General features: G+C 43.6%; 24 protein-coding genes and 2 pseudogenes. 12 read left to right on the top strand and 14 right to left on the bottom strand.

Going from position 1 to position 19,253, the window contains the following annotated elements:
• Positions 1-54: 54 nt before the first annotated feature.
• The 4 genes and pseudogenes from metA to cspD all read left to right on the top strand — a co-directional run bounded on the left by metA (position 55) and on the right by cspD (position 2,749).
• Positions 55-960: a homoserine O-succinyltransferase gene (gene metA / locus NYE62_RS11395; protein WP_003153608.1), complete on the top strand. Its 906-nt coding sequence runs from the start codon at positions 55-57 to the stop codon at positions 958-960.
• Between the two features lie 224 nt (positions 961-1,184).
• Positions 1,185-2,327, top strand: a complete 1,143-nt coding sequence (locus tag NYE62_RS11400) for a diglucosyl diacylglycerol synthase (RefSeq protein ID WP_144664625.1) — start codon at positions 1,185-1,187, stop codon at positions 2,325-2,327.
• Between the two features lie 94 nt (positions 2,328-2,421).
• A pseudogene (locus NYE62_RS11405) lies at positions 2,422-2,533 on the top strand (hypothetical protein); the annotation flags it as partial.
• Positions 2,534-2,548: 15 nt separating this feature from the next.
• Complete coding sequence (gene cspD / locus NYE62_RS11410; protein WP_003153604.1) at positions 2,549-2,749, top strand: cold-shock protein CspD; 201 nt, start codon at positions 2,549-2,551, stop codon at positions 2,747-2,749.
• A gap of 51 nt (positions 2,750-2,800) precedes the next feature.
• On the opposite strand, the gene NYE62_RS11415 is transcribed toward cspD, so the two are convergent.
• Positions 2,801-2,983, bottom strand: coding sequence for a hypothetical protein (locus NYE62_RS11415; RefSeq protein WP_012117812.1), 183 nt, complete (start codon positions 2,981-2,983; stop codon positions 2,801-2,803).
• Between the two features lie 162 nt (positions 2,984-3,145).
• On the opposite strand from NYE62_RS11415, the gene NYE62_RS11420 reads away from it, so the two are divergent.
• Complete coding sequence (locus NYE62_RS11420) at positions 3,146-3,403, top strand: DUF2564 family protein (RefSeq protein WP_007409519.1); 258 nt, start codon at positions 3,146-3,148, stop codon at positions 3,401-3,403.
• A 26-nt stretch (positions 3,404-3,429) separates the two neighbouring features.
• Here the strand turns inward: NYE62_RS11420 and NYE62_RS11425 are convergent, their stop codons facing one another.
• Together NYE62_RS11425 and NYE62_RS11430 are read right to left on the bottom strand one after the other, a co-directional pair.
• The gene (locus NYE62_RS11425) at positions 3,430-3,612 is read right to left on the bottom strand and encodes a zinc-finger domain-containing protein (RefSeq protein ID WP_033574700.1); all 183 of its coding nucleotides are present in this window, start codon (positions 3,610-3,612) and stop codon (positions 3,430-3,432) included.
• A 2-nt stretch (positions 3,613-3,614) separates the two neighbouring features.
• A complete protein-coding gene (locus NYE62_RS11430; protein ID WP_014418166.1) occupies positions 3,615-4,286 on the bottom strand; it encodes a ribonuclease H family protein in 672 nt (223 codons plus the stop codon).
• An 81-nt stretch (positions 4,287-4,367) separates the two neighbouring features.
• Between NYE62_RS11430 and NYE62_RS11435 the strand changes: the two genes are divergently transcribed.
• From NYE62_RS11435 to sspL, 3 genes are read left to right on the top strand one after another with little or no spacing between them, the layout of a single operon-like run.
• Positions 4,368-5,048: a queuosine precursor transporter gene (locus NYE62_RS11435; protein ID WP_077392180.1), complete on the top strand. Its 681-nt coding sequence runs from the start codon at positions 4,368-4,370 to the stop codon at positions 5,046-5,048.
• Between the two features lie 6 nt (positions 5,049-5,054).
• Positions 5,055-5,447, top strand: coding sequence for a reverse transcriptase-like protein (locus NYE62_RS11440; RefSeq protein ID WP_144664666.1), 393 nt, complete (start codon positions 5,055-5,057; stop codon positions 5,445-5,447).
• 51 nt (positions 5,448-5,498) lie between these two features.
• Entirely contained in the window at positions 5,499-5,627 is a 129-nt protein-coding gene (sspL, locus tag NYE62_RS11445) for a small, acid-soluble spore protein L (RefSeq protein ID WP_003153575.1), read from the top strand.
• 5 nt (positions 5,628-5,632) lie between these two features.
• Here the strand turns inward: sspL and NYE62_RS11450 are convergent, their stop codons facing one another.
• The 7 genes from NYE62_RS11450 to NYE62_RS11480 form a co-directional block, all read right to left on the bottom strand.
• Positions 5,633-6,520 carry a 5'-3' exonuclease gene (locus tag NYE62_RS11450; protein WP_014418167.1) on the bottom strand — a complete coding sequence of 296 codons (888 nt, stop codon included), beginning with the start codon at positions 6,518-6,520 and terminating at the stop codon, positions 5,633-5,635.
• Between the two features lie 94 nt (positions 6,521-6,614).
• Positions 6,615-6,758 (bottom strand): hypothetical protein, encoded by a 144-nt coding sequence (locus NYE62_RS11455; protein WP_003153570.1) that lies wholly within the window; start codon positions 6,756-6,758, stop codon positions 6,615-6,617.
• A 76-nt stretch (positions 6,759-6,834) separates the two neighbouring features.
• A complete protein-coding gene (locus NYE62_RS11460; RefSeq protein ID WP_012117818.1) occupies positions 6,835-7,092 on the bottom strand; it encodes a YpbS family protein in 258 nt (85 codons plus the stop codon).
• A gap of 68 nt (positions 7,093-7,160) precedes the next feature.
• Positions 7,161-10,742, bottom strand: coding sequence for a dynamin family protein (locus NYE62_RS11465; protein WP_144664623.1), 3,582 nt, complete (start codon positions 10,740-10,742; stop codon positions 7,161-7,163).
• A gap of 183 nt (positions 10,743-10,925) precedes the next feature.
• A complete protein-coding gene (gene fbpC / locus NYE62_RS11470) occupies positions 10,926-11,021 on the bottom strand; it encodes a Fur-regulated basic protein FbpC (protein WP_025284905.1) in 96 nt (31 codons plus the stop codon).
• Positions 11,022-11,093: 72 nt separating this feature from the next.
• A complete protein-coding gene (locus NYE62_RS11475; RefSeq protein WP_003153565.1) occupies positions 11,094-11,600 on the bottom strand; it encodes an isoprenylcysteine carboxyl methyltransferase family protein in 507 nt (168 codons plus the stop codon).
• Positions 11,600-12,700 carry a 3-oxoacyl-[acyl-carrier-protein] synthase III C-terminal domain-containing protein gene (locus NYE62_RS11480; RefSeq protein WP_007409511.1) on the bottom strand — a complete coding sequence of 367 codons (1,101 nt, stop codon included), beginning with the start codon at positions 12,698-12,700 and terminating at the stop codon, positions 11,600-11,602. The genes NYE62_RS11475 and NYE62_RS11480 overlap by 1 nt, the downstream gene beginning before the upstream one ends.
• Positions 12,701-12,864: 164 nt before the next feature.
• On the opposite strand from NYE62_RS11480, the gene NYE62_RS11485 reads away from it, so the two are divergent.
• Positions 12,865-13,473: a GNAT family protein gene (locus NYE62_RS11485; RefSeq protein ID WP_032866279.1), complete on the top strand. Its 609-nt coding sequence runs from the start codon at positions 12,865-12,867 to the stop codon at positions 13,471-13,473.
• Between the two features lie 28 nt (positions 13,474-13,501).
• Here NYE62_RS11485 and NYE62_RS11490 read toward each other — a convergent pair whose 3' ends face one another.
• Positions 13,502-13,810, bottom strand: a complete 309-nt coding sequence (locus NYE62_RS11490; protein ID WP_039254759.1) for an MGMT family protein — start codon at positions 13,808-13,810, stop codon at positions 13,502-13,504.
• Positions 13,811-14,031: 221 nt separating this feature from the next.
• On the opposite strand from NYE62_RS11490, the gene NYE62_RS11495 reads away from it, so the two are divergent.
• Both NYE62_RS11495 and NYE62_RS11500 read left to right on the top strand, forming a co-directional pair.
• Positions 14,032-14,295, top strand: coding sequence for a hypothetical protein (locus NYE62_RS11495; protein WP_032866282.1), 264 nt, complete (start codon positions 14,032-14,034; stop codon positions 14,293-14,295).
• A gap of 786 nt (positions 14,296-15,081) precedes the next feature.
• Positions 15,082-15,665, top strand: a pseudogene (locus tag NYE62_RS11500) (DUF421 domain-containing protein).
• 239 nt (positions 15,666-15,904) lie between these two features.
• Here NYE62_RS11500 and NYE62_RS11505 read toward each other — a convergent pair.
• A complete protein-coding gene (locus NYE62_RS11505) occupies positions 15,905-16,471 on the bottom strand; it encodes a cysteine hydrolase family protein (protein WP_327973046.1) in 567 nt (188 codons plus the stop codon).
• Positions 16,472-16,816: 345 nt separating this feature from the next.
• On the opposite strand from NYE62_RS11505, the gene NYE62_RS11510 reads away from it, so the two are divergent.
• Positions 16,817-17,092, top strand: a complete 276-nt coding sequence (locus NYE62_RS11510) for a hypothetical protein (RefSeq protein ID WP_015417694.1) — start codon at positions 16,817-16,819, stop codon at positions 17,090-17,092.
• Positions 17,093-17,337: 245 nt separating this feature from the next.
• Here the strand turns inward: NYE62_RS11510 and pbuX are convergent, their stop codons facing one another.
• A complete protein-coding gene (pbuX, locus tag NYE62_RS11515) occupies positions 17,338-18,642 on the bottom strand; it encodes a xanthine permease PbuX (RefSeq protein WP_012117824.1) in 1,305 nt (434 codons plus the stop codon).
• Positions 18,639-19,223, bottom strand: a complete 585-nt coding sequence (xpt, locus tag NYE62_RS11520) for a xanthine phosphoribosyltransferase (RefSeq protein WP_012117825.1) — start codon at positions 19,221-19,223, stop codon at positions 18,639-18,641. The genes pbuX and xpt overlap by 4 nt, the downstream gene beginning before the upstream one ends.
• Positions 19,224-19,253: the final 30 nt, after the last annotated feature.

Raw genomic sequence — 19,253 nt, forward strand, 5'->3', positions numbered from 1 at the left:
GCTTAAAAATTTCTATAATGAAGAAAATTAACGGGGAATAACGGAGGTGGCATGTTGCCTATTAATATACCAAATCACCTGCCCGCTAAGCAGGTGCTTGAAAGTGAACACATCTTTGTAATGGATGAAAGCCGGGCTTTTCATCAGGATATCCGGCCGCAGAAGATCGTGATTTTAAATCTGATGCCGAAAAAAATCCAAACGGAAACCCAGCTCCTCAGGATGCTTGGGAATTCACCTTTACAAGTTCACTTTACGTTCTTAATTCCGAGCACACATACTCCAAAAAATACGGCCAGGCAGCATCTGGATGAATTTTATACGGATTTTTCCAGCATCCGCCACAAACGGTTTGACGGAATGATTATTACCGGGGCTCCGATTGAGCACCTGCCGTTTGAAGATGTTTCTTACTGGGAAGAATTGAAGGAAATCATGGAATGGAGCAAAACGAATGTCACTTCAACCCTCCATATCTGCTGGGGCGCTCAAGCCGGTTTATACTATCATTACGGCATTGAGAAAGTGGAGCTGCCGAAAAAAATCTTCGGTGTGTTTGAGCATACCGTTCTTAAAAAACATGAGAGATTGGTAAGAGGATTTGACGAGCTATACTATGTGCCCCACTCACGGCATACAGATATTAATACGGAGCAGCTGCAATCGGCTTCGGATCTGGATGTGCTCAGCGTTTCAGAGGAAGCGGGGGTCTGTTTAATCGTTTCAAAAGACGAAAAACAGATTTTCTTAACGGGTCATCCGGAATATGATACCGATACGCTACTTCAGGAGTATGAGAGAGACATAGAGAGAAATCTTTCAAACGTAGAAGCTCCTAAGCACTATTTTGCGCCCGGCGGGAAAGAACCTGTTAACCGCTGGAAAGCTCATGCAACGTTATTGTTTATGAATTGGCTGAATTATTACGTATATCAGGAAACCCCGTATGAATGGGATTAATTTTTGTTTTGAGTGATACGGTGACAAAAATATGATAAAATACTCTTGATTCAGTATGCGTATAACAAAACTTTAAAATAATGGAACATATCAATTAAATTTAGTTTAAATATGTTGCCGCGCTTATTATAAAATGATGCACTTGTGTTATGTTTATCTATAGACAATAACTCCTTACGATGCATGAAGCTTGCTTGTTGTTGATTACATTGAGGTGAATTTACTTGAATACCAATAAAAAAGTATTAATTTTGACTGCAAATTACGGAAACGGGCATGTTCAAGTGGCCAAAACGCTCTACGAACAATGTCTGCGTCTCGGCTTAGATGTGACGGTTTCCAATTTGTATCAAGAGTCAAATCCGATTGTTTCAGAGGTTACTCAATACCTTTATTTAAAAAGCTTCTCAATCGGGAAACAGTTTTATCGTTTGTTTTATTACGGAGTTGACAAAATCTATAATAAACGCAAATTCAATATTTATTTTAAAATGGGAAATAAACGTTTAGGCCAGCTCGTCGAAGAGCATAAGCCGGACATTATTATCAATACATTTCCGATGATTGTCGTACCGGAATACAGACGGAGAACCGGAAAAGTGATCCCGACGTTCAACGTTATGACCGATTTCTGCCTTCACAAAATCTGGGTTCATGAAAATGTTGATAAATATTATGTCGCCACAGATTACGTGAAGGAAAAACTGATTGAAATCGGCACTCACCCGAACAACGTAAAGATCACGGGCATTCCCATCAGGCCTCAATTCGAGGAATCGATGCCGAAAGAGCCGATTTATAAAAAATACAATCTCTCTCCCGACAAAAAAGTTCTTCTTATTATGGCGGGAGCGCATGGTGTGCTGAAAAACGTAAAAGAACTGTGCGAAAATCTCGTTCATGACGATCAGGTGCAGGTTGTGGTGGTATGCGGCAAAAACAGCTCGCTGAAAGAATCCCTCAGCAGCTTGGAAGGTGACAATGCCGACCGGCTGAAAGTCCTGGGCTATGTAGAAAGAATTGACGAGCTGTTCCGTATTACGGACTGTATGATCACGAAACCGGGCGGCATCACACTGACGGAAGCGACGGCGATCGGAGTACCCGTTATTTTGTACAAACCGGTTCCTGGACAGGAAAAAGAAAATGCCATTTTCTTTGAAGATCGCGGTGCGGCTGTCGTGGTCAACCGCCACGAAGAAATTTTAGAGTCTGTCACCTCCCTTCTCGCGGATGAGGAGAAGCTGAACCGGATGAAGGACAATATTAAAAGCCTGCACCTCCCTAACTCCTCTGAAGTCATTTTGCAGGACATTATAAAAGAATCTGAAATGATGGCCGAAAAGGCGAATATGGCATTATCGTAAAAGAAAAGCACACGAATCGTTCGTGTGCTTTTTGTTTTTTTCCGGTTAAGCTTTGTGACTGGAAAAATAAAGATAAAAAATAGGGAGCGGCCGCTTGACGTCCGCTCCCATATGGTGTATAGTTGAACCATCATTTAACAACGTTTACATACGTACGGTTGGATGATGACAAAATTTTTTTTAGCACGAAGGTGCTACAGTACTAGGAGGAATTAAGCAATATGCAAAACGGTAAAGTAAAATGGTTCAATAACGAAAAAGGATTCGGCTTCATCGAAGTTGAAGGCGGAGACGACGTATTTGTTCACTTCACTGCTATCGAAGGAGAAGGATACAAATCATTAGAAGAAGGACAAGAAGTTTCTTTTGAAATTGTCGAAGGTAATCGTGGACCTCAAGCTTCTAATGTTGTAAAACTCTAAACTCAATACATGTTGATCAGATGACAAATAGAGGAGAGGCGTATGCCTCTCCTATTTGATTGCCGTCTGAATCTCAATTGCGACAAGATTCTGCTTGCAGCGCTGCTCAATTTCTTCAATTTGTTTCTCCATTGACGGCATTCCTTTTTTTGCCATTTCTGCTAAACTTCCCAAATCACCGTATATTTCTTTAAATGTCTGCTGAAGGATTGTTTTTAAATCTTTATCATTCACGGCTGGTTTTTCCCTTCTCTCCCAAGATACCCTGAATAATAGTAAATAAGCCCTAATTAATCAGGTTCAATAGTTATATCGGCTTATTTTCTATATTTTTTTCTATTTTCCGTACATATTTCTAAAAAAAAATCTCCAAACTATTTGCGGAGGTGTTTTTTAATGGACTCTGAATTTTTCCCAAACGGACTGACGGATAAACGCCAGCTTGAATTAGCGGTGGAAACGGCCCAGAAAACAACGGGAGCGGCTACCCGGGGCCAAAATTCAACTTTGGTGGAATCTGCTTACCAGGCGATTCAGGATGCCAGAACAATGTCACAATCCAGTGAACTGCAAGCTCTCGATCAGGATTTTCTGCAAAAGCAGCGAATGCTTCTCGACGATTGCCAGCATCAGCTCGATGAATTCGAAAAATAAAACCGCAGAAGCTGCGGTTTTATTTTTTATTGATTTGTCAGCACCTTGCCGTAGGCTTTCAGCTTCTCCCCCACCGTGCATTGCTTGATGCAGAAAGAATGAGCGTGCGTTTTTCCAAACTCTTTGCGGAAATGCTTTTTTACGAAACAGTCTTTGCAATATTCATCCTGAAGCTCTGTCAATTCTTTATAAATGCTTTTTTTATCCAATATCAGTCATCTCCGTTACCTTCTAATGTTATGCGGCTTTCAATCTGCCGGTCCGAGAGAATTTTTCTGGCAAGGTCATCCGCTTCTTGATTTTCCTTTCGGTTTACGGCTTCATATGTCGGTGTCAGCTTTAGGGATTCGAGCAGCGCTTCAATTTTATCCAGCCATTCGTTTTGCGTTTCATCATAACACGGCCAGCTGCCGTCAAGCTGATGTAAAACGACGAGGGAATCCCCTCTTATCGTGATTGAATTTCTGCTTGCGCCAAGTTCCTGCACTTCCTTAAGCGCTTCGTACAAAGCGGCATATTCCGCCTCATTGTTCGTCTGAAGCGTTAAGCTTTTGTTTTTCCGTATGCGGTGCCGCTTGCCGCCGAGAGAATAATACACGACAATTCCGAGTCCGGCGCGTCCGCTTGTTTTGTCAAAGCCGCCGTCGAAATACACTGTAATGTCGTCAGGTTCGTGCGCAAGCTCTTCAGTAAGCTTTTCTAATTCTTTAAGCGTCCAGCTCGCGCCTTTTTCATCCTCAAAATAAATGTCTTTTATATAAGGAAAGCGGCTGACTTCTCTTGCAAGCATGCGCGCTTTCGGAACGGTCAGCCAATCTTCGGAAAAAAACGCGACAGGGCCTGTTCCTTTTGCTTCTATTTCGATATACGGCTTAAGATTCATTGAAATCACCTTACCATTCATTAGTTGACGGGCGTGTGCTATAATCAAACCATTCTCAAATTGAAAGGAAGTCAGCAGGTTTTGTTTAACGATGTGTTATGGATCTTATTTGCGGTCATTCATTTTATCATTGTTCTTCTGTTTTATAAAGGATTTGGCAAAACGGGCCTATTCGTATGGATCGGTTTCGCCACGGTGTGCGCCAACTTGCAGGTTGTCAAAACAGTCGAGCTGTTCGGGCTTACGGCGACACTGGGAAATATCATGTACGGCACCGTTTTCTTCGCAACGGATGTGCTGAATGAAAAATACGGTCCCAGGGAAGCGCGCAAAGCCGTCTGGCTCGGGTTTTCCACTCTGCTCGCTTTGACATGCGCTATGCAGGGGGCTCTTTTATATAAACCGGCTGCGTCAGATATCGCACAGCCTGCCCTTGAGACGATTTTCGGTTTTCTGCCGCGTGTTGCGCTCGGAAGCCTCTTGGCTTTTATTTTCAGCCAAACGATAGATGTTTATGTATATTCAGCCATTCGGAGAATCTTTCCTTCAGACAGGCTTCTCTGGCTCAGAAACAGCGGAAGCACGGCGCTCAGCCAGCTGCTGGATACATTTATCTTCACTGCCGTGGCCTTTATCGGCGTTTATTCCGCGGGCGTATGGTTCAGCATCTTCATTTCAACTTACCTGATTAAATTTGCGGTATCACTCATTTCTGTCCCTTATGCGTATATGGCAAAACGAATGACACCGAAGGGAGAGTGACGGATGATGCCCGCTGAAATTTACGTGGACGGTGCAAGCGCCGGAAACCCGGGCCCGTCCGGTATCGGTATTTTTATTAAACATGATGGGAAAACAGAATCTTTCTCAATTCCGATCGGCGACCATTCAAATCAGGAAGCTGAATTTCTCGCTTTAATTGAAGGAATGAAGCTGTGTGCCGCCCGCGGATATGAGTCCGTGTCATTCCGGACGGATTCGGATATCGTGGAGCGGGCCGCAGATCTTGAAGCGGTTAAAAACAAGGCTTTCCAGCCGTTTGTTGACGAAATCATCCGCTTAAAGGTCCAATTTCCATTATTTTTCATTAAGTGGATTCCCGGCAGACAAAACCAAACAGCCGATCAGCTCGCAAAAAAAGCGATTCGGCTGAATAAATAACCGGAATGAAATTGCGACTCACTGTTCATCCTACAAATGAGGTGAACAGCTATGAGAAAAGAAAATAAAGGCCGGCTGACGGGGGGCGTGAATCCTCAGGGAAATATGGAAGGAAATGCGCATAAAGACCCGAAATCAGCCCTTGAAAACAACGCAAAAAAAAGCAATACAAAACGCTAGAGGGATCAGCTGATCTCTCTGGCGTTCAGCTTTTCGAGCATCCTTTCAATTCCTTTTATCTGATGACGTCTGAGCATTAATGCCGCCTCTTCCATCTTTAATGAAAAAAGCGCTTCTTCAAGCGTACAGACTAACGGCACCTCGCAATGTATTTCAGCAAGCTGCCTTGACAGCTCCAATTCTTTCAAGCTTTGCTGAATTTTCGTTTGCTGGCCCTTCGGCAAGAGAGCGAGGCTTTCTAATAAGCGGTCTATGTTTTGATATTCACGGATCAGCTTGTACGCCGTTTTTTCCCCGATCCCTTTAACGCCGGGATAGTTATCGCTCGTGTCTCCCATCAGCGCCTTAATGTCAATCAGCGCTTTTGGCGGAACTCCCGTTTCTTCTCTGAATATCTCATCTGTATATACCTTATAATTGCCGATACCCTTTTGCAGCAGCGCTACTTGAACTTGATGATTCAGCAATTGAAGCAGATCTTTATCACCCGTTACAATCGTAATTTCCGCTTCCCCGGAAAATAGGGCAGAAAGCGTACCGATACAGTCATCCGCCTCATAGCCTTTTATGCCGATGTTTAAAAAACCGAGCTCTCGCGCTGCTTCTTTCGCTAGATCAAATTGCGGAATCAGCTCTAGCGGCGGTTCGCTTCTGTTGGCCTTATAATCTTGAAACAAATCATTGCGGTACGTTTTGCTTCCCATATCCCAGCAGCAGACGACATGTGTGGGCTGAAACGTATCAACCGCCGTAATAAGATGCTTTAAAAAACCGTTGACTCCGTTTGTGGGAATTCCGTTTTCATTTATCATAAAATTGCGATGAACGGCCGTCGCGAAAAACGAGCGGAACAAAAGCGCCATGCCGTCAACGAGCAGTAATTTGTTATTCATATATCGAAACTCCTTTTTTATTCAATGTTCCTATTTTACCAAAGAAGGCGGTAAAAAAACAGCATCCCCCCATTTGGAAGATGCTGCCGTCACGTTACTCACCGTGTCTTTTATTGCTTGCCATCAGCTTTTCAGCTTCACGGCCGGCATAAGAATCAAATTTCTGTCCGAAGCCGTTTTTCTTTTTGGCATTGTTATTCTGCTGAGCATTTCTGTTTCCCAGTTTTGTTCTGCCCATGGTCATATCCCCCTTTAGAGAAGATACGGATAGTATGTACAGCAAGCGCTGATGACACACGCGGCAGGTTCATCCATTACTGTCTGCTGACGAATTCTTTCACCATCTCTTCACTTACGAATCGTCTTTGCGGCACGATGCCCTTTTTCGCCAGCTGGTTCATTTTTGCAGTGATGCCATTGATGGCATCTGTCGTGAACGGTTTATTCTGTCTGCATTTTACAATGGCTTCTTCAATGGCCTGTTCACGCTCATAGTCAAGCTGTACAAATGTTTTGACGTGCTGATGCTGTTTTGCGGAATGTGCTGAAATTGCTTTATGGACTTCTGACATAAAAGGTTTCATCTCGCTTTTTTTCATTTTAGTCTACCACGACTGTTATCTGCCCGCCAACCGGATTTTTAAATTTTCAGCATTTCATCTTTCTTTTTCCATGCTTTTTCGGCTTCGTAAAGGTGTTCAATTTCCCTTGCACTCGTATTTTCCGCGAGACCTTGTAAATAAGTGTCCCGCTGCTCGCGGATCTGGGACAGGCTTTTATCCGCCATGTTTTCTTGCAGACGGCGCACCTGCTCAGCATATCGCTCTGAAAGGCTTTCTTTCTCCTGCTCAAGCCACTTTTCTGTCACTTTTTGCAGGCTCAGCCTGAGCCCTTCTACAAACGCTGCTTTTCCGTTCTGTTCAAAAAACTGCTTCGGTGATTTAACTTCCTTTACGTGATGTGAGAATGCCGAGACGTCAATGACCGGAGCGACCTCTTTCAGCTGAACGGCAAATTCGTTTTCACCGCTCACATAAATGGAGAAATCTCCGTCTTCCATAAGCTTCTTCTGACAGTTTTCCATCCATTCCTCAGTCATATGGCGCTCAATAAAACCGGTCATCCGGATATCGAGCGTTTTCAGCTCTTGAATATATTCAAAACGGAATTCCTTGATCGCTTCATTCAGCGCCGCTGATATATTTTGTTTCCAATCACCGTTTTGAAGACCCGGATGGAAGGCGGTTTTCAGCATATCATTCGCATAAAACGTCAGGCGGTGTTTAATGTGATAGAGCTGTTCTTCCGTATCTTTCATCACTTTTCGAATGATGACCTCAGACGTACGGCGCTTTGAAATGTCAGCGAGAGCTTTTTCATAGGAAGACTCCAGACGCTGTTTCTTTTTCTCTTTTTCTTCTGCCGACTGGTGAAGAGATTCGTGAAGCTGTTCCACCATATCGCACAATTTGTCCGCCTCTGTTTTCAGCTGGGCGCAGCTGGCCCTCATTACATCTTCCTCAATAAAGTGCTCAAGCCCGGTTCTTACTTCAGAGAACCTGTTATAAAAAGCTGCTTTTTTACCCGCAAGCTCTTCTTTACTTGAGACATGATATAATTTCGGCCGGTTAATTCCCTCTTTTGAGAGTTCTGAGCGGACATAGTCTTTGACGGTTTCCAGCTCGCTTTCGGTTTTGGCCAGATCGGCGGCGTTAATGACAAAAAACATTTTATCCATGCCGAATGATTCTTTGACGAGGCCGAGTTTCTTCAGAAAGGACCTGTCTCCTTTTGAAAAAGAATGCTGATAGTACGTCATATAAAAGAACGCGTCAGCATCTTTTATATATTGAAAGGCAAGCTCCGTATGGCGCTTGTTTATACTGCTTGCTCCCGGCGTATCAACAATGGTGATGCCTTTTTGCGTGAGAGGCGAATCATAATACACGGTGACTTCTTTTACGCAGCAGGCCGTTTTTTCTTCGGCTGCGTACGGTTTTAAACCTTCAACCGGCACCGTCAGTGTCAGCCTTTGACGGATCTGTTCTTCATACGCATCAAACGCCTGCAGCATCGTCTGAATCACCGGGATGAGTTCATCCGGAATTTTCCCCTTTTTAATGGCATAATTCCATCTCTCTTTCAGTGAACGCCCCTTTACGTCAGCGTCTTTCAGCTCAGTCAGCTGAAGCATTTCAGCATCCAGCTCCTCTTCCGTTTTAAAAACGATCTCCGCAGATTTATGCGGTTTGCCGTCTTGCGGTTTCGTTATTTTGTTGATCGTAGCCGTTGTGGGCGTCGGTGATGACGGAAGCACGTATTCACCGACAAGCGCATTTGCAAATGATGATTTACCGGAACTGAATCCGCCGAATAACGCCAAGGTAAACTGACGGTTTTCAAGCCGCTCAATCCTGCTTCGAAAGGCTTCTGCCTGTTTTCCTAATATGTTCGAGGATTCAAGAATCCCGGCAAGCTCATAGAACCGATCAGTCTGCTCTTTTATAGGGAGTTCCTTCATCGCATTTTTTTCGGGCTTGCTTACTTCATGCTGTACAGCCTCTTTTGGTTTCTCTTTTTGGACGGGCACTTTCGCAAGGCGTTTTTTTCGCGTATACCAGTCGCCGCTTCCCGTATCACAGGTCAATTCTTCTTCCCACAAAGCGCGGACGCGGGCTGCTTTTTCCAAGGCATTGCGTTCTTCTTTTGCCGATTGCGCGAGCTCATCCCTTATTTTCTTTTCTTTTTCGAGCCGGTTTTTCAAGTTCTCAATGAGCGGTCCGTTTTTTGTCTGAACATAAGCGGTCAGCTCCTCAATGAGTTCCGCTGTCTGTCTTTTGGCTTCCCTTCTGATCATTTCAGCGAGGTCTTTCGTATAAGTTAATACGTATTCAGATGAAAAGGCCGCTCCCTGCTTAAGGGCCTGAGCGGTGATATCATCAGAAAGCGGTGTGCGGTACGCCTGGATTTTCTTGATCAGTTCGTCCGAATCCGCTTCATACCGCTTGGCCGCTTTCGTAAATGTGTCGATAATATGCCAATCCGCTTCCCCTTCCGTTCTTTTTTTAATATCGGCAAAAAATTCAGCATGCCTTCTTTCTTTTTCCGAAGCTGTTTTCGCTTTTGAAAAGAATAATCCGGTTTTAAATGAGGGCTGCTGTGATTCAATATAAGCAGATGCAAGCTCCCTCATCTCAAAGGGTGTCAGATTAGCGTTTTGCAATATGTTCTGCACGTCTTTTCTGATGTCTTTCTCTGCTGTTTCAGCCTGTTGAACGGCTTGTTTAAGCTCATCTTCAACAGAACGGACAAGTGCTTCTTGTTTGTCAAACTGCTCTCCGCTGCCGTTTTTATCTTCTTTTACGAGCATCTCTGTATGCTCTTTGACTAAGTGTGCAACTTTTCTCTCCGTTAAGGACCATAAATTTGTTTTTGCCTGCTGTTTCAGCTTCCACAGATGTTTTTTCAGCTGTTCCATGTCGTTTAAAGGATGGTCAGGCTCAGTGACAGACGTAAAGAAAAGCGATTCTTTCGGTATTCCCGCGCCTTCAAGCATGTCTTCCACCTGCCTGCGGTACTCTTCAAACTTCGTTTCAGTTTCATCATGCCTGTCAATTTGGTTGACGATCAGAAACAAATTCGGAATACGGTCTCTGATGGAGCTGAGAAACAGCATATTTTCTTCTGAATGAACGTGATTATAATGAACGACGTAAAATAAAGCGTCAGCCTGATGGAGAACCGAAGCGGCAGATAAAAAATGCGCTTCGTCCGTCGAATCAATTCCCGGTGTGTCAATGTAGGCCGCATAAGGCTCTGACTCCTTAAAGCCGGCATAGACTTCCACCGTTTCAATTTGCTCACCGTCTTTACAGAATTGCTGCACTTGTTCTTTATCGTAACTTCCTTTAATTTCTGCATAAGTCCCGTCCGTCGTATGAAGCACGACTTTATCTTCACCGTGCCGGATGACAACGAGGTTGGCGCTTGTGGGAATCGGGCTTGTCGGCAGTATGTCTTCACCGAGCAATGTGTTTAATAAAGAGGACTTTCCGGCCGAATAATGCCCGGTAAACGCGATATAAACCTCTTCATCAGCCGCTTTTTTCATAATGGCCGCGAGCTGATCGGCCCGTTTTTCATCCTGATGATCCAAAAATTGTGCGTATAAGGCACCCGTTCTGCTGAAAATCTCCCTGTTATGGCGTTCTTCTTCTGTCATGTGTCTTTACCCCTTTGTGTCTGTCGCATCAAATGACGTTTTTCATTTTTAGAAAGCTCTGAAAAAAACCTCTCCCCCATTTTACACAAGAATGGCTCACTTTTCTTCAGGAAACGCAAAAAAGCCGCCGATATCGGCAGCTGATAAAGAAAAAACACCCGCGGCAGGAAAAACCGCAGATGTTTAAGAAGACATCGATTTATTCGAAACTTTTTTCAATACGAAACCAATTAAAACACTGTATGTACAAACGGCTGCAAATAAAAATAACATTGTCATTTTCGGCACCACCTTGAATGAGAATCATTTTCATATTTACATCTTATCATGAGTGAGAATGATTTTCAATCTCTATTTTGCGGTGTTTTCTTCTAGCGCTTTCTCTTCGGCGCGAATCCTCACAGTGAGCATGCAGGCATTGAGAATCGAAAAGAGAAACAGTGTCCAATACGCTCCGTATAACAGCGGCAGAAAAATAAATTCTAAGATGACGACCGCGTAGTTCGGGTGCTTCATCCACCTGTACGGCCCCTTTCTGACAAGCTCCGCATCCGGCACGACAAGGATTTTCGTATTCCAATACCGCCCTAATGATAATAGAGCCCAATACCTGATCCCCTGTACAAATAAAATAATACATATAATGGCGGCCCACCTTGGAGAAAGCGTTTTTTGAAACGCCGCCACCTCAGCTGTAAGAGAGACGAAAAAGAGCACGTGCATCAGGACGAGAAAGGGATAATGTCCTTCTCCGTATTCGACTGCGCCTTGCTTTTTCACCTTTTGCTCATTGCGCCGGGCCACGATCATCTCCGCAATCCGCTGGGCCGCAAGCAGCATGATAAACAGCCAAAACATTAAGAAGCCCCCTTTTCCCAGCTGAACAGCAAAAGCTCAGACGAAAATCCCGGCCCGAGAGCGCCGATCAGCCCTTTTTCGTTTTCTTTCTGCCGTCCGTTGAGCAACTGTTCTTTTATCACATGAAAAATAGTTGCGGAAGACATGTTCCCGTGTTTTTGCAGCACCTTCCGAGATGCCGCAAGCTGCCCGGTGCCCATTGAAAGACTCGTTAAATAGGCGTCAATGACCTTTTTCCCGCCTGGATGGGCAAGAAAGGTTTTAATGTCGTGAGGACTGACACCATATTCAAATAAAAATTCATCAACATTGTCCTTCAGCCACTGTGAAACCAGGGTGGGAATGTCTCTTGAAAAAATGACTTGAAAACCGCTGTCGGTGAATTCCCAGCCCATCACATCTTCCGCATCCGGCATCATCACCGATTGAGTGGCGAATATCCGCGGAAGAAGCGGCTGTTTGACGTCGTTTCGGTTCGCCTTTTCTCCTCCCATTAGTACTGCGGCAATCCCGTCCGCAAACAGGGAAGTTCCGATTAAGTTGCTTTTTGACTTGTCGTTCGGCTGAAACGTTAAGCTGCAGAGTTCAGCCGCGATGACAAGCACGTATGCTTCAGGATACGCGCGGCAGTATTCGTACGCCCTGGACAGGCCGGCCGCTCCGCCCGCGCATCCTAAGCCCCAGATCGGTATCCGTTTTGTTTTCGCAGAAAACGGAAGCTGATTCATCACTTTCGCTTCAATGCTGGGAGTCGAAAGCCCGGTGCTGGAAATAAAAAAGATCGCATCCACTTTTTCATATGGAAAGGGATTTGTTAAACAATCCGGGTTTGTTAAACAATCAAGTGCCGCATCCGCACTGTGCTTGACGGTTTCTTCCGTATACAGCCGGTTTTTTTCTGAAAAACCCCGTGCCGTTTTATACCATTCAATCGGCCGGACAAACTGCCTTGATTCAATTTCGCCGTTTTGAAAGGCTTTTAACAGCCGATCAATATCCTTAAATGAATCGGCAAACATCCCTCTCGCAAAATCCGCCGCCGTTTCTTGCGAGACATGATACTTCGGAATGCTCGTTCCGACAGATAACACATATGCCATGCCCATCACCTCTTTACATAAAGGTTTCCGCTTTTTTCCTGAATGTATGCATAAGTTTGAATCGAGGATTTCACTGACATGCCATTTTAATAGGAAATTGGCCCTTTTGAATAAGAAACCGTTCGGCTATACTTGATCCATTCATAAAAAAGGTTGTGATTGGGATGCTGACACCTGTCATTCTTAAAGGGTCACTCGTTCAGTTAGAGCTGCTGACGATTGATCACTCTCAGGCACTTTGCGAAGCAGCTTCAGAAAATAGGACGACTTATGCTTACACCCATGTCCCTGACGGAATCGAAGAAACAAAGCGTTATATTGAGCGTGCGCTTTCCGATTATGAAAAAGGACTTGCATTGCCTTTTGCAGTACGGAGTCTTGAAACAGACCGAATCGTCGGAAGCACGCGGTTTATGGTTGCGGAAGTGTTTACGCGGCCGGCGGACGCAGCTCCGGAAGTGTGTGAGATTGGCAGCACATGGTATGCCTCTGCCGTGCAGCGGACTGGTGTCAATACGGAATGTAAACTTCTGATGCTGACTCATGCGTTTGACGTGTGGCAAGCTGTCAGGGTGACGCTGAAAACCGATGTTCGCAACCAGCGCTCACGGACTGCGATTTTGCGGATCGGAGCCCAATTTGAAGGGATCCGCCGCGCACACATTCCGGCTGTCGACGGCGGTCTCAGAGATACCGCCTACTACTCCATCCTTCGGGAGGAATGGCCTTATATCCGGCAAAACCTTTCTGGCCGGCTCAAAGCATATAACTGAAAAACCTGCCGATATACGGCAGGTTTTTTTACATATTCGGATCATATAGGTATAAATTGAGATCGATCCGTCCGTCTGACGTGACCGCTACCCCCTCAGCTTCAAGAGACAGCTTCTGTACAGAAAACATCTCTTCGTCTCTCAATCCGATTTCGCCCTTTGCATTGATGACCCTGTGCCAAGGAAGACGATGCTTTTTACTCATGGAGTGAAGAATCCTCACAACCTGCCTCGCTCCCCGCGGACTTCCCGCAAGATCGGCAATTTGACCATACGTCATCACTTTTCCTTCAGGAATCTGTTTGATAATGGCTACGGCCCGTTCCGTAAATGTCATGCAACTCCTCATTTCGCAAGAGCAGATGATTTTTGAGAAAATCAGCCACTTTCTGATCTTATATTTATAGATGATAATTGCTTCATCATCATACTTATTTCATCTCTGCGTTTAAATAGATTATCTGTTTGTTCACAAAAAATTAACAAAGATAAGCATGTACATATTTAACATAATATGTAATAATACAATTGTGTTAAAAAAGAAAAGGAGTGTTTACAATGAAAATGAAAAAAGCTTTAGCCGGCTCAGCCCTATCACTCGCTTTACTCTGTTCTGCCGCCCCTGCTTTTGCCGCAGGTCCTGCTGATACACCTTCTGCAGAAAGTAAAACGAAGGAAGTATCTGCTTTGGCGACGTTCATACTTAATGGTTCCGGCCCTGATTATCCTACTTCAATTTACCGGAATGGAATCACCTATTATTTAGACAACATCACCTTCCATGGTGCTGATGGCACTTGGACAGCCGTCTACAAAAGCTGATTTTTCATGACGCGGAATGTTTGTTCTAAGTAACAACTAAAAATAATCCGTATGTTACCGTGCCGATAAGAGAATAAATGATTGCTAACATGTACCTAAAAAGTGTCAAAATTAAAAATTGTGACAGATTCTGAATTATCTCTTGCTCTACTTGTATCAGCACCTTCTGCTTTTGCAACTGCTGGACGATATCAATTGGTATCTAAAAGGAGTTTCTTTCCGGAACGGAATCTGGTATGGGAATGATGAGCGCTGTTACTAATATGAAGGGGGCTTTGCCCCTTTTTCTAGTTTCACTTCCTTTTATAATTGATCCAACATACAGCACCTAGGTGCGTAATTTCATTTCACCCGATGATCATTATCAGTCGTACTGTTTTCTGCTTTTAGACGCAAAAACACATAATCTAAAATTCTCTCCTGCCATAGGTTTTTTGATCGGATCCTGCAGCACTTTAGTGAATCACATGTCTATCCAAAAGCCGAGCCTCAACTCTTTACGAAGAATCAATCCAGATCCTTCAGAACATTTCTATGGACGCCTGAGTTCCCCAGCTCATGTTAAGGTAACTCTATTCTTGATATATGCTGACGTAAACAAAAGGCCATGGAATGTTTTTCCTCCCCTCTTTAGTTATCAAACCTTCTTTTGGACGAGGGGCGCAGGACATCCCCGATCAGAAAAACACCTGAAAAATAAGGGCAATAATTTTTCGTGAGCAAGTACCTCATAAAACCTCTTACTTGCTCTTTTATTTTTGATAGGACACAACCCAGAGTGATAACATGAGATTTGCTTGGGAAGAATTAATTATAATTGTATTCGGAATGATCTTACTGAGAATTTCAGGGAGAAAATCCATTGCACAAATGACCATTGCACAGACACTGGTGATGATTTCAATCGGTACGATTATCGTTCACCCCATTTTAGAAACCAGTTTATTGAAAACATTAATCGCTGCGTCTATCCTTTTTAGCGCTTTGATTTTGATGGAATGGTTTCAAGTAAAAGTAAACTGGATTGAATCTTTTTAACCGGAAAATCTAAATTCGTTATAGAAGACGGCCAACTCAATATAGAAAACTTAAAGAAGCTGAGACTGACAGCAGATCAACTCGAAATGCGTTTAAGACTTCTTGGCATTTCAAACATAAACACAATTAAATATGCCACTTTAGAAGCTAATGGACAATTAGGCTACGAATTAAAAGATGACTGTAAGCCTTTAACCATCAAAGATATTAAAAATGTGATCGATCCAAAATTCCTTAACAAAGAGTCTCAGCCTCAAAAAGATGATCAAGCCAATCTATTCGAGGAAATCAAAAAACACCAGACTCAGCACAAGCCAAAAAATCTTGAATAATTCGCTGATTAGTAAAGCCTTTTGTTATTCAAAACCGAAACCGAATCAGACCGTTAACCGCCATTTTTTACCGAAACCGGTTTACAAGAAACAAAAAAAGCATCTGAAGCAGATGCCTTTTTCAATATATATTGCGACGATGAAAAGAGTCGGCAACCCCCGTATTTTCCGAAGAGGTCCTTGTATGCGCCTGAATTTCAGCCGCCTATCCCTACCGCCGGCCTTAGCCATAATGTTAATCAGTTTGTTTTTATAAAATCATTGATTAATTGATCAGTCGTTAATATTGTGGCAAATTCATCATGCAACGTGGCCAGAGATATATTATGAATAGTCTCTGCATCATAATATGTATCATTTTGGTCTCTCATTTCGAAGGCTGCTGTTGCATCTGAAATGAGGTATGTATCAAATCCTAAATTACCGCTCATCCTTGTGGTTGTTGAAACACAGTGCGGCGTAGTCAAGCCAGTGATTACGACAGTTGTTATATCATTTGCTTTTAAAAGCTCTTCTAGATTAGTCCCAATAAAGCTGCTGTTTACTTTCTTGGTTATAATGACTTCTTTATCCATAGGTTTAACGATTTCCTTTATAGCAACCCCCTCATTTTTTGGATAAAATAAAGAACCAGGTTTATCAGAAATATGTTGTATGTATATGACTGTCCATCCTTTTTCTCTCCATAATTTCAGTATTTTGCTGATATTTTCTTCCGCCTTTACGTTATTTCGGTCTCCCCACTTTTTATCATCAAAGGCTTTTTGTACATCCACAATGATTAAAGCTTTTTTCTTTTCTGCCATCAGATAACCTCCTATATTGAAAATCCGTATTTATAACATTTTAAATAAAGATTTTACTTTTGTACAATTGTTTCAGTGTTAAATTTCATATCGCACCTTCCCCGTTGGAAAAGCGCTGGAATAGCTAAAGCAAGCACTGACTCAAAGGCTGCATCTCACCAGAAGCCAGCAATATTCAACTCTTTTTCTCTATATACTTATCAATATTCTGAAATAAGCCGCAACAGTGAATGAAAGGATTGCCCCTAACTACATTCACGCTCACAAAATATTAACAAAAAAACCCTTGGTTATTTTTGCATTGTATGTAATAATACAAGTGTATTAAAAAAAGGAGTGTTTAAAATGAAATTAAAAAAAGTTTTAACTGGTTCTGCCTTGTCTCTCGCTTTACTCGTTTCCGCTGCCCCTGCTTTTGCATCTAGCCCTGGTCATACAAATAGCGACTCAACTCAAACAAAAATTTCGACACAAGCGACCAAAGATTCTTTTACAATGGATTACCTTCATAGATGGGATATCCCAAATACAACTGTTAAGAATGGTGTTACATATTACCTTAAGAAAGTAGAGATAATCGAAGGGTTCTATCGCGCAACTTTTGAAGGATGGATTAATTAAAAGAAGGGGCTTTCCCTTCTTTTCACTCTCATTTGTAAGGATCCGTGCACAAGATACTCGTTCACGTACATATAGTCCAGGACGGTTTTTCGGCGAAATAAGGCGGATGCCTCATCACTCAATTTGTTTCTTTTCAAACAATGAAACTAATAAAAAAAGAGAATGCCTCGCAAAAAGTTCATCAACTTTCGGAAGCATCCTCGATCTGGATAAAATAAGATGTTATTTTAAAGAAAAACGGATAACTAACCCTCTTGAACCCTTGTCACATCAAGGGTTTTTTTCGTTTTAGGAATCATATTATAAATAATATTCAAAAGGACGGCGGTAAAGCTTCCGGCGACGATTCCGTTTGTGGTCAGCAGATTTAAGTAAGACGGCAGGTGCTTAAACATATCGGGAACGACGGTTACACCGAGTCCCAATCCGACCGAACACGCGACAATCAGAAGGTTTTCCTGCTTTTTAAAGTCAATTTGACTGAGCATTTTAATGCCGTAGGAGATGACCATGCCGAACATGGCCACCATCGCGCCTCCCAGTACGGAAGACGGGATGATGGTCGTGAAGGCTGCGATTTTCGGAAAAAGGCCGAACAGCATTAAAAGTGCGCCCGTGACACCGATAACCGCGTTTTTCTTAATTCCCGTCAGCTGCACGAGGCCGACGTTTTGGGAATAAGCCGTGTACGGAAAAGCATTAAAAATGCCGCTGATGAATACCGCCAGGCCTTCCGCACGGTAGCCTTTTGCTAAATCACGTTCAGACAGGCGCCGGTTTGTCAGGTCACCGAGAGCGAAATAGACGCCGGTTGACTCAACAAGGCTGACAATGGCAACGATGGACATCGTAATAATCGGTGCCGCATGAAATGTCGGCGTCCCGAAGTAAAACGGTTTAATCATTTGAATTGCGTCAGCATTCGCCACATTGTCAAATTGCACTTTTCCCATAAAATATGCGATGGCCGTCCCGATGACAATGCCGATTAAAATCGAAATGGATTTCAAAAATCCTTTTGTAAACCGATAAAGCAGCACGATGATGACGAGCACCGTAAATCCGAGGGCAAGGTTAGCCGGATCACCGAAATCCTTGCTGCCTTCCCCGCCGGCAATATGATTCATCGCGACCGGCATTAAGGTCATCCCGATAATCGTCACGACAGATCCGGTTACCACAGGCGGGAAAAAGGATACGAGCTTGCCGAAGAAAAACGACAGCAGAATGACAAGCAGACCCGATGCCAAAATGCTCCCGTAAATGGCTGAAATCCCGTACTCCTTACCGATGGAAATAATCGGCGCTACCGCGGTGAACGTACAGCCGAGCACAACAGGCAAGCCGATGCCGAAACATTTATTCCTCCATACTTGAAGCAGCGTAGCCGCCCCGCACATAAAAATGTCAATTGATACGAGATATGTCAGCTGTTCTGCGTTCAGTCCCAATGCCGCTCCTACAATTAAGGGAACGACGACGGCGCCGGCATACATGGCAAGCACGTGCTGGATACCGAGGGAAAGTGTTTTGGCATAGCCGTTTTTCATGAACGGACCTCCTGTACAAATGTCACTTTTCCGTCTTCAAGCGATTGAATTCTCGCCAGTGATTCGACCCGGCATCCTTTTTTCACCAGCTCATCTCTTCCCGGCTGAAATGACTTTTCAATGACGATTCCGATCCCGCAAACCGCTGCGCCTGCTTGTTTTACAATGGATAAAAGTCCTTCTGCCGCCTGTCCGTTCGCTAAAAAGTCGTCAATGATTAACACGCGGTCATCTTTCGACAGATGATTTCCGGAGATTGCAATCTGACTTTCTGTTTTTTTCGTGAAAGAATAGACGGATGCCGTCAGCAGATCATCCGTTAATGTGAGAGACTTCCTTTTTCTCGCAAAGATGACGGGAACGCCGAGTTCAAGGCCGGCCATCACCGCAGGGGCAATGCCCGAAGATTCAATTGTGACGATTTTGGTTATCTCGTCTTTTTCAAAACGGCGCGCAAATTCCCGGCCGATCTGCTGCATGAGAACCGGATCAATTTGATGGTTTAAAAAAGAATCCACTTTCAGCACTTGATCAGAAAGAACAATTCCGTCTTCTGCTATTTTTCGTTTTAATGCTTCCACAATGATTACCCCCGCTTATAAAAAAATAAA

It is taken from the genome of Bacillus sp. FSL K6-2861 (genome assembly GCF_038630725.1).
Classification (GTDB): Bacteria; Bacillota; Bacilli; order Bacillales; family Bacillaceae; genus Bacillus; species Bacillus velezensis.

Bases quoted from the DNA above. Each gene is read 5' to 3' on its own strand.
- NYE62_RS11510 (WP_015417694.1), top strand. From the start codon at position 16,817: ATGAAATTAAAAAAAGTTTTAACTGGTTCTGCCTTGTCTCTCGCTTTA.
- NYE62_RS11505 (WP_327973046.1), bottom strand. From the start codon at position 16,471: ATGGCAGAAAAGAAAAAAGCTTTAATCATTGTGGATGTACAAAAAGCC.
- NYE62_RS11465 (WP_144664623.1), bottom strand. From the start codon at position 10,742: ATGACAGAAGAAGAACGCCATAACAGGGAGATTTTCAGCAGAACGGGT.
- cspD (WP_003153604.1), top strand. From the start codon at position 2,549: ATGCAAAACGGTAAAGTAAAATGGTTCAATAACGAAAAAGGATTCGGC.
- sspL (WP_003153575.1), top strand. From the start codon at position 5,499: ATGAGAAAAGAAAATAAAGGCCGGCTGACGGGGGGCGTGAATCCTCAG.
- NYE62_RS11440 (WP_144664666.1), top strand. From the start codon at position 5,055: ATGCCCGCTGAAATTTACGTGGACGGTGCAAGCGCCGGAAACCCGGGC.
- NYE62_RS11450 (WP_014418167.1), bottom strand. From the start codon at position 6,520: ATGAATAACAAATTACTGCTCGTTGACGGCATGGCGCTTTTGTTCCGC.
- NYE62_RS11485 (WP_032866279.1), top strand. From the start codon at position 12,865: ATGCTGACACCTGTCATTCTTAAAGGGTCACTCGTTCAGTTAGAGCTG.
- NYE62_RS11490 (WP_039254759.1), bottom strand. From the start codon at position 13,810: ATGACATTTACGGAACGGGCCGTAGCCATTATCAAACAGATTCCTGAA.
- NYE62_RS11430 (WP_014418166.1), bottom strand. From the start codon at position 4,286: ATGAATCTTAAGCCGTATATCGAAATAGAAGCAAAAGGAACAGGCCCT.
- NYE62_RS11475 (WP_003153565.1), bottom strand. From the start codon at position 11,600: ATGTTTTGGCTGTTTATCATGCTGCTTGCGGCCCAGCGGATTGCGGAG.
- NYE62_RS11495 (WP_032866282.1), top strand. From the start codon at position 14,032: ATGAAAATGAAAAAAGCTTTAGCCGGCTCAGCCCTATCACTCGCTTTA.
- NYE62_RS11480 (WP_007409511.1), bottom strand. From the start codon at position 12,700: ATGGCATATGTGTTATCTGTCGGAACGAGCATTCCGAAGTATCATGTC.
- NYE62_RS11455 (WP_003153570.1), bottom strand. From the start codon at position 6,758: ATGGGCAGAACAAAACTGGGAAACAGAAATGCTCAGCAGAATAACAAT.
- NYE62_RS11460 (WP_012117818.1), bottom strand. From the start codon at position 7,092: ATGTCAGAAGTCCATAAAGCAATTTCAGCACATTCCGCAAAACAGCAT.
- pbuX (WP_012117824.1), bottom strand. From the start codon at position 18,642: ATGAAAAACGGCTATGCCAAAACACTTTCCCTCGGTATCCAGCACGTG.
- NYE62_RS11420 (WP_007409519.1), top strand. From the start codon at position 3,146: ATGGACTCTGAATTTTTCCCAAACGGACTGACGGATAAACGCCAGCTT.
- fbpC (WP_025284905.1), bottom strand. From the start codon at position 11,021: ATGACAATGTTATTTTTATTTGCAGCCGTTTGTACATACAGTGTTTTA.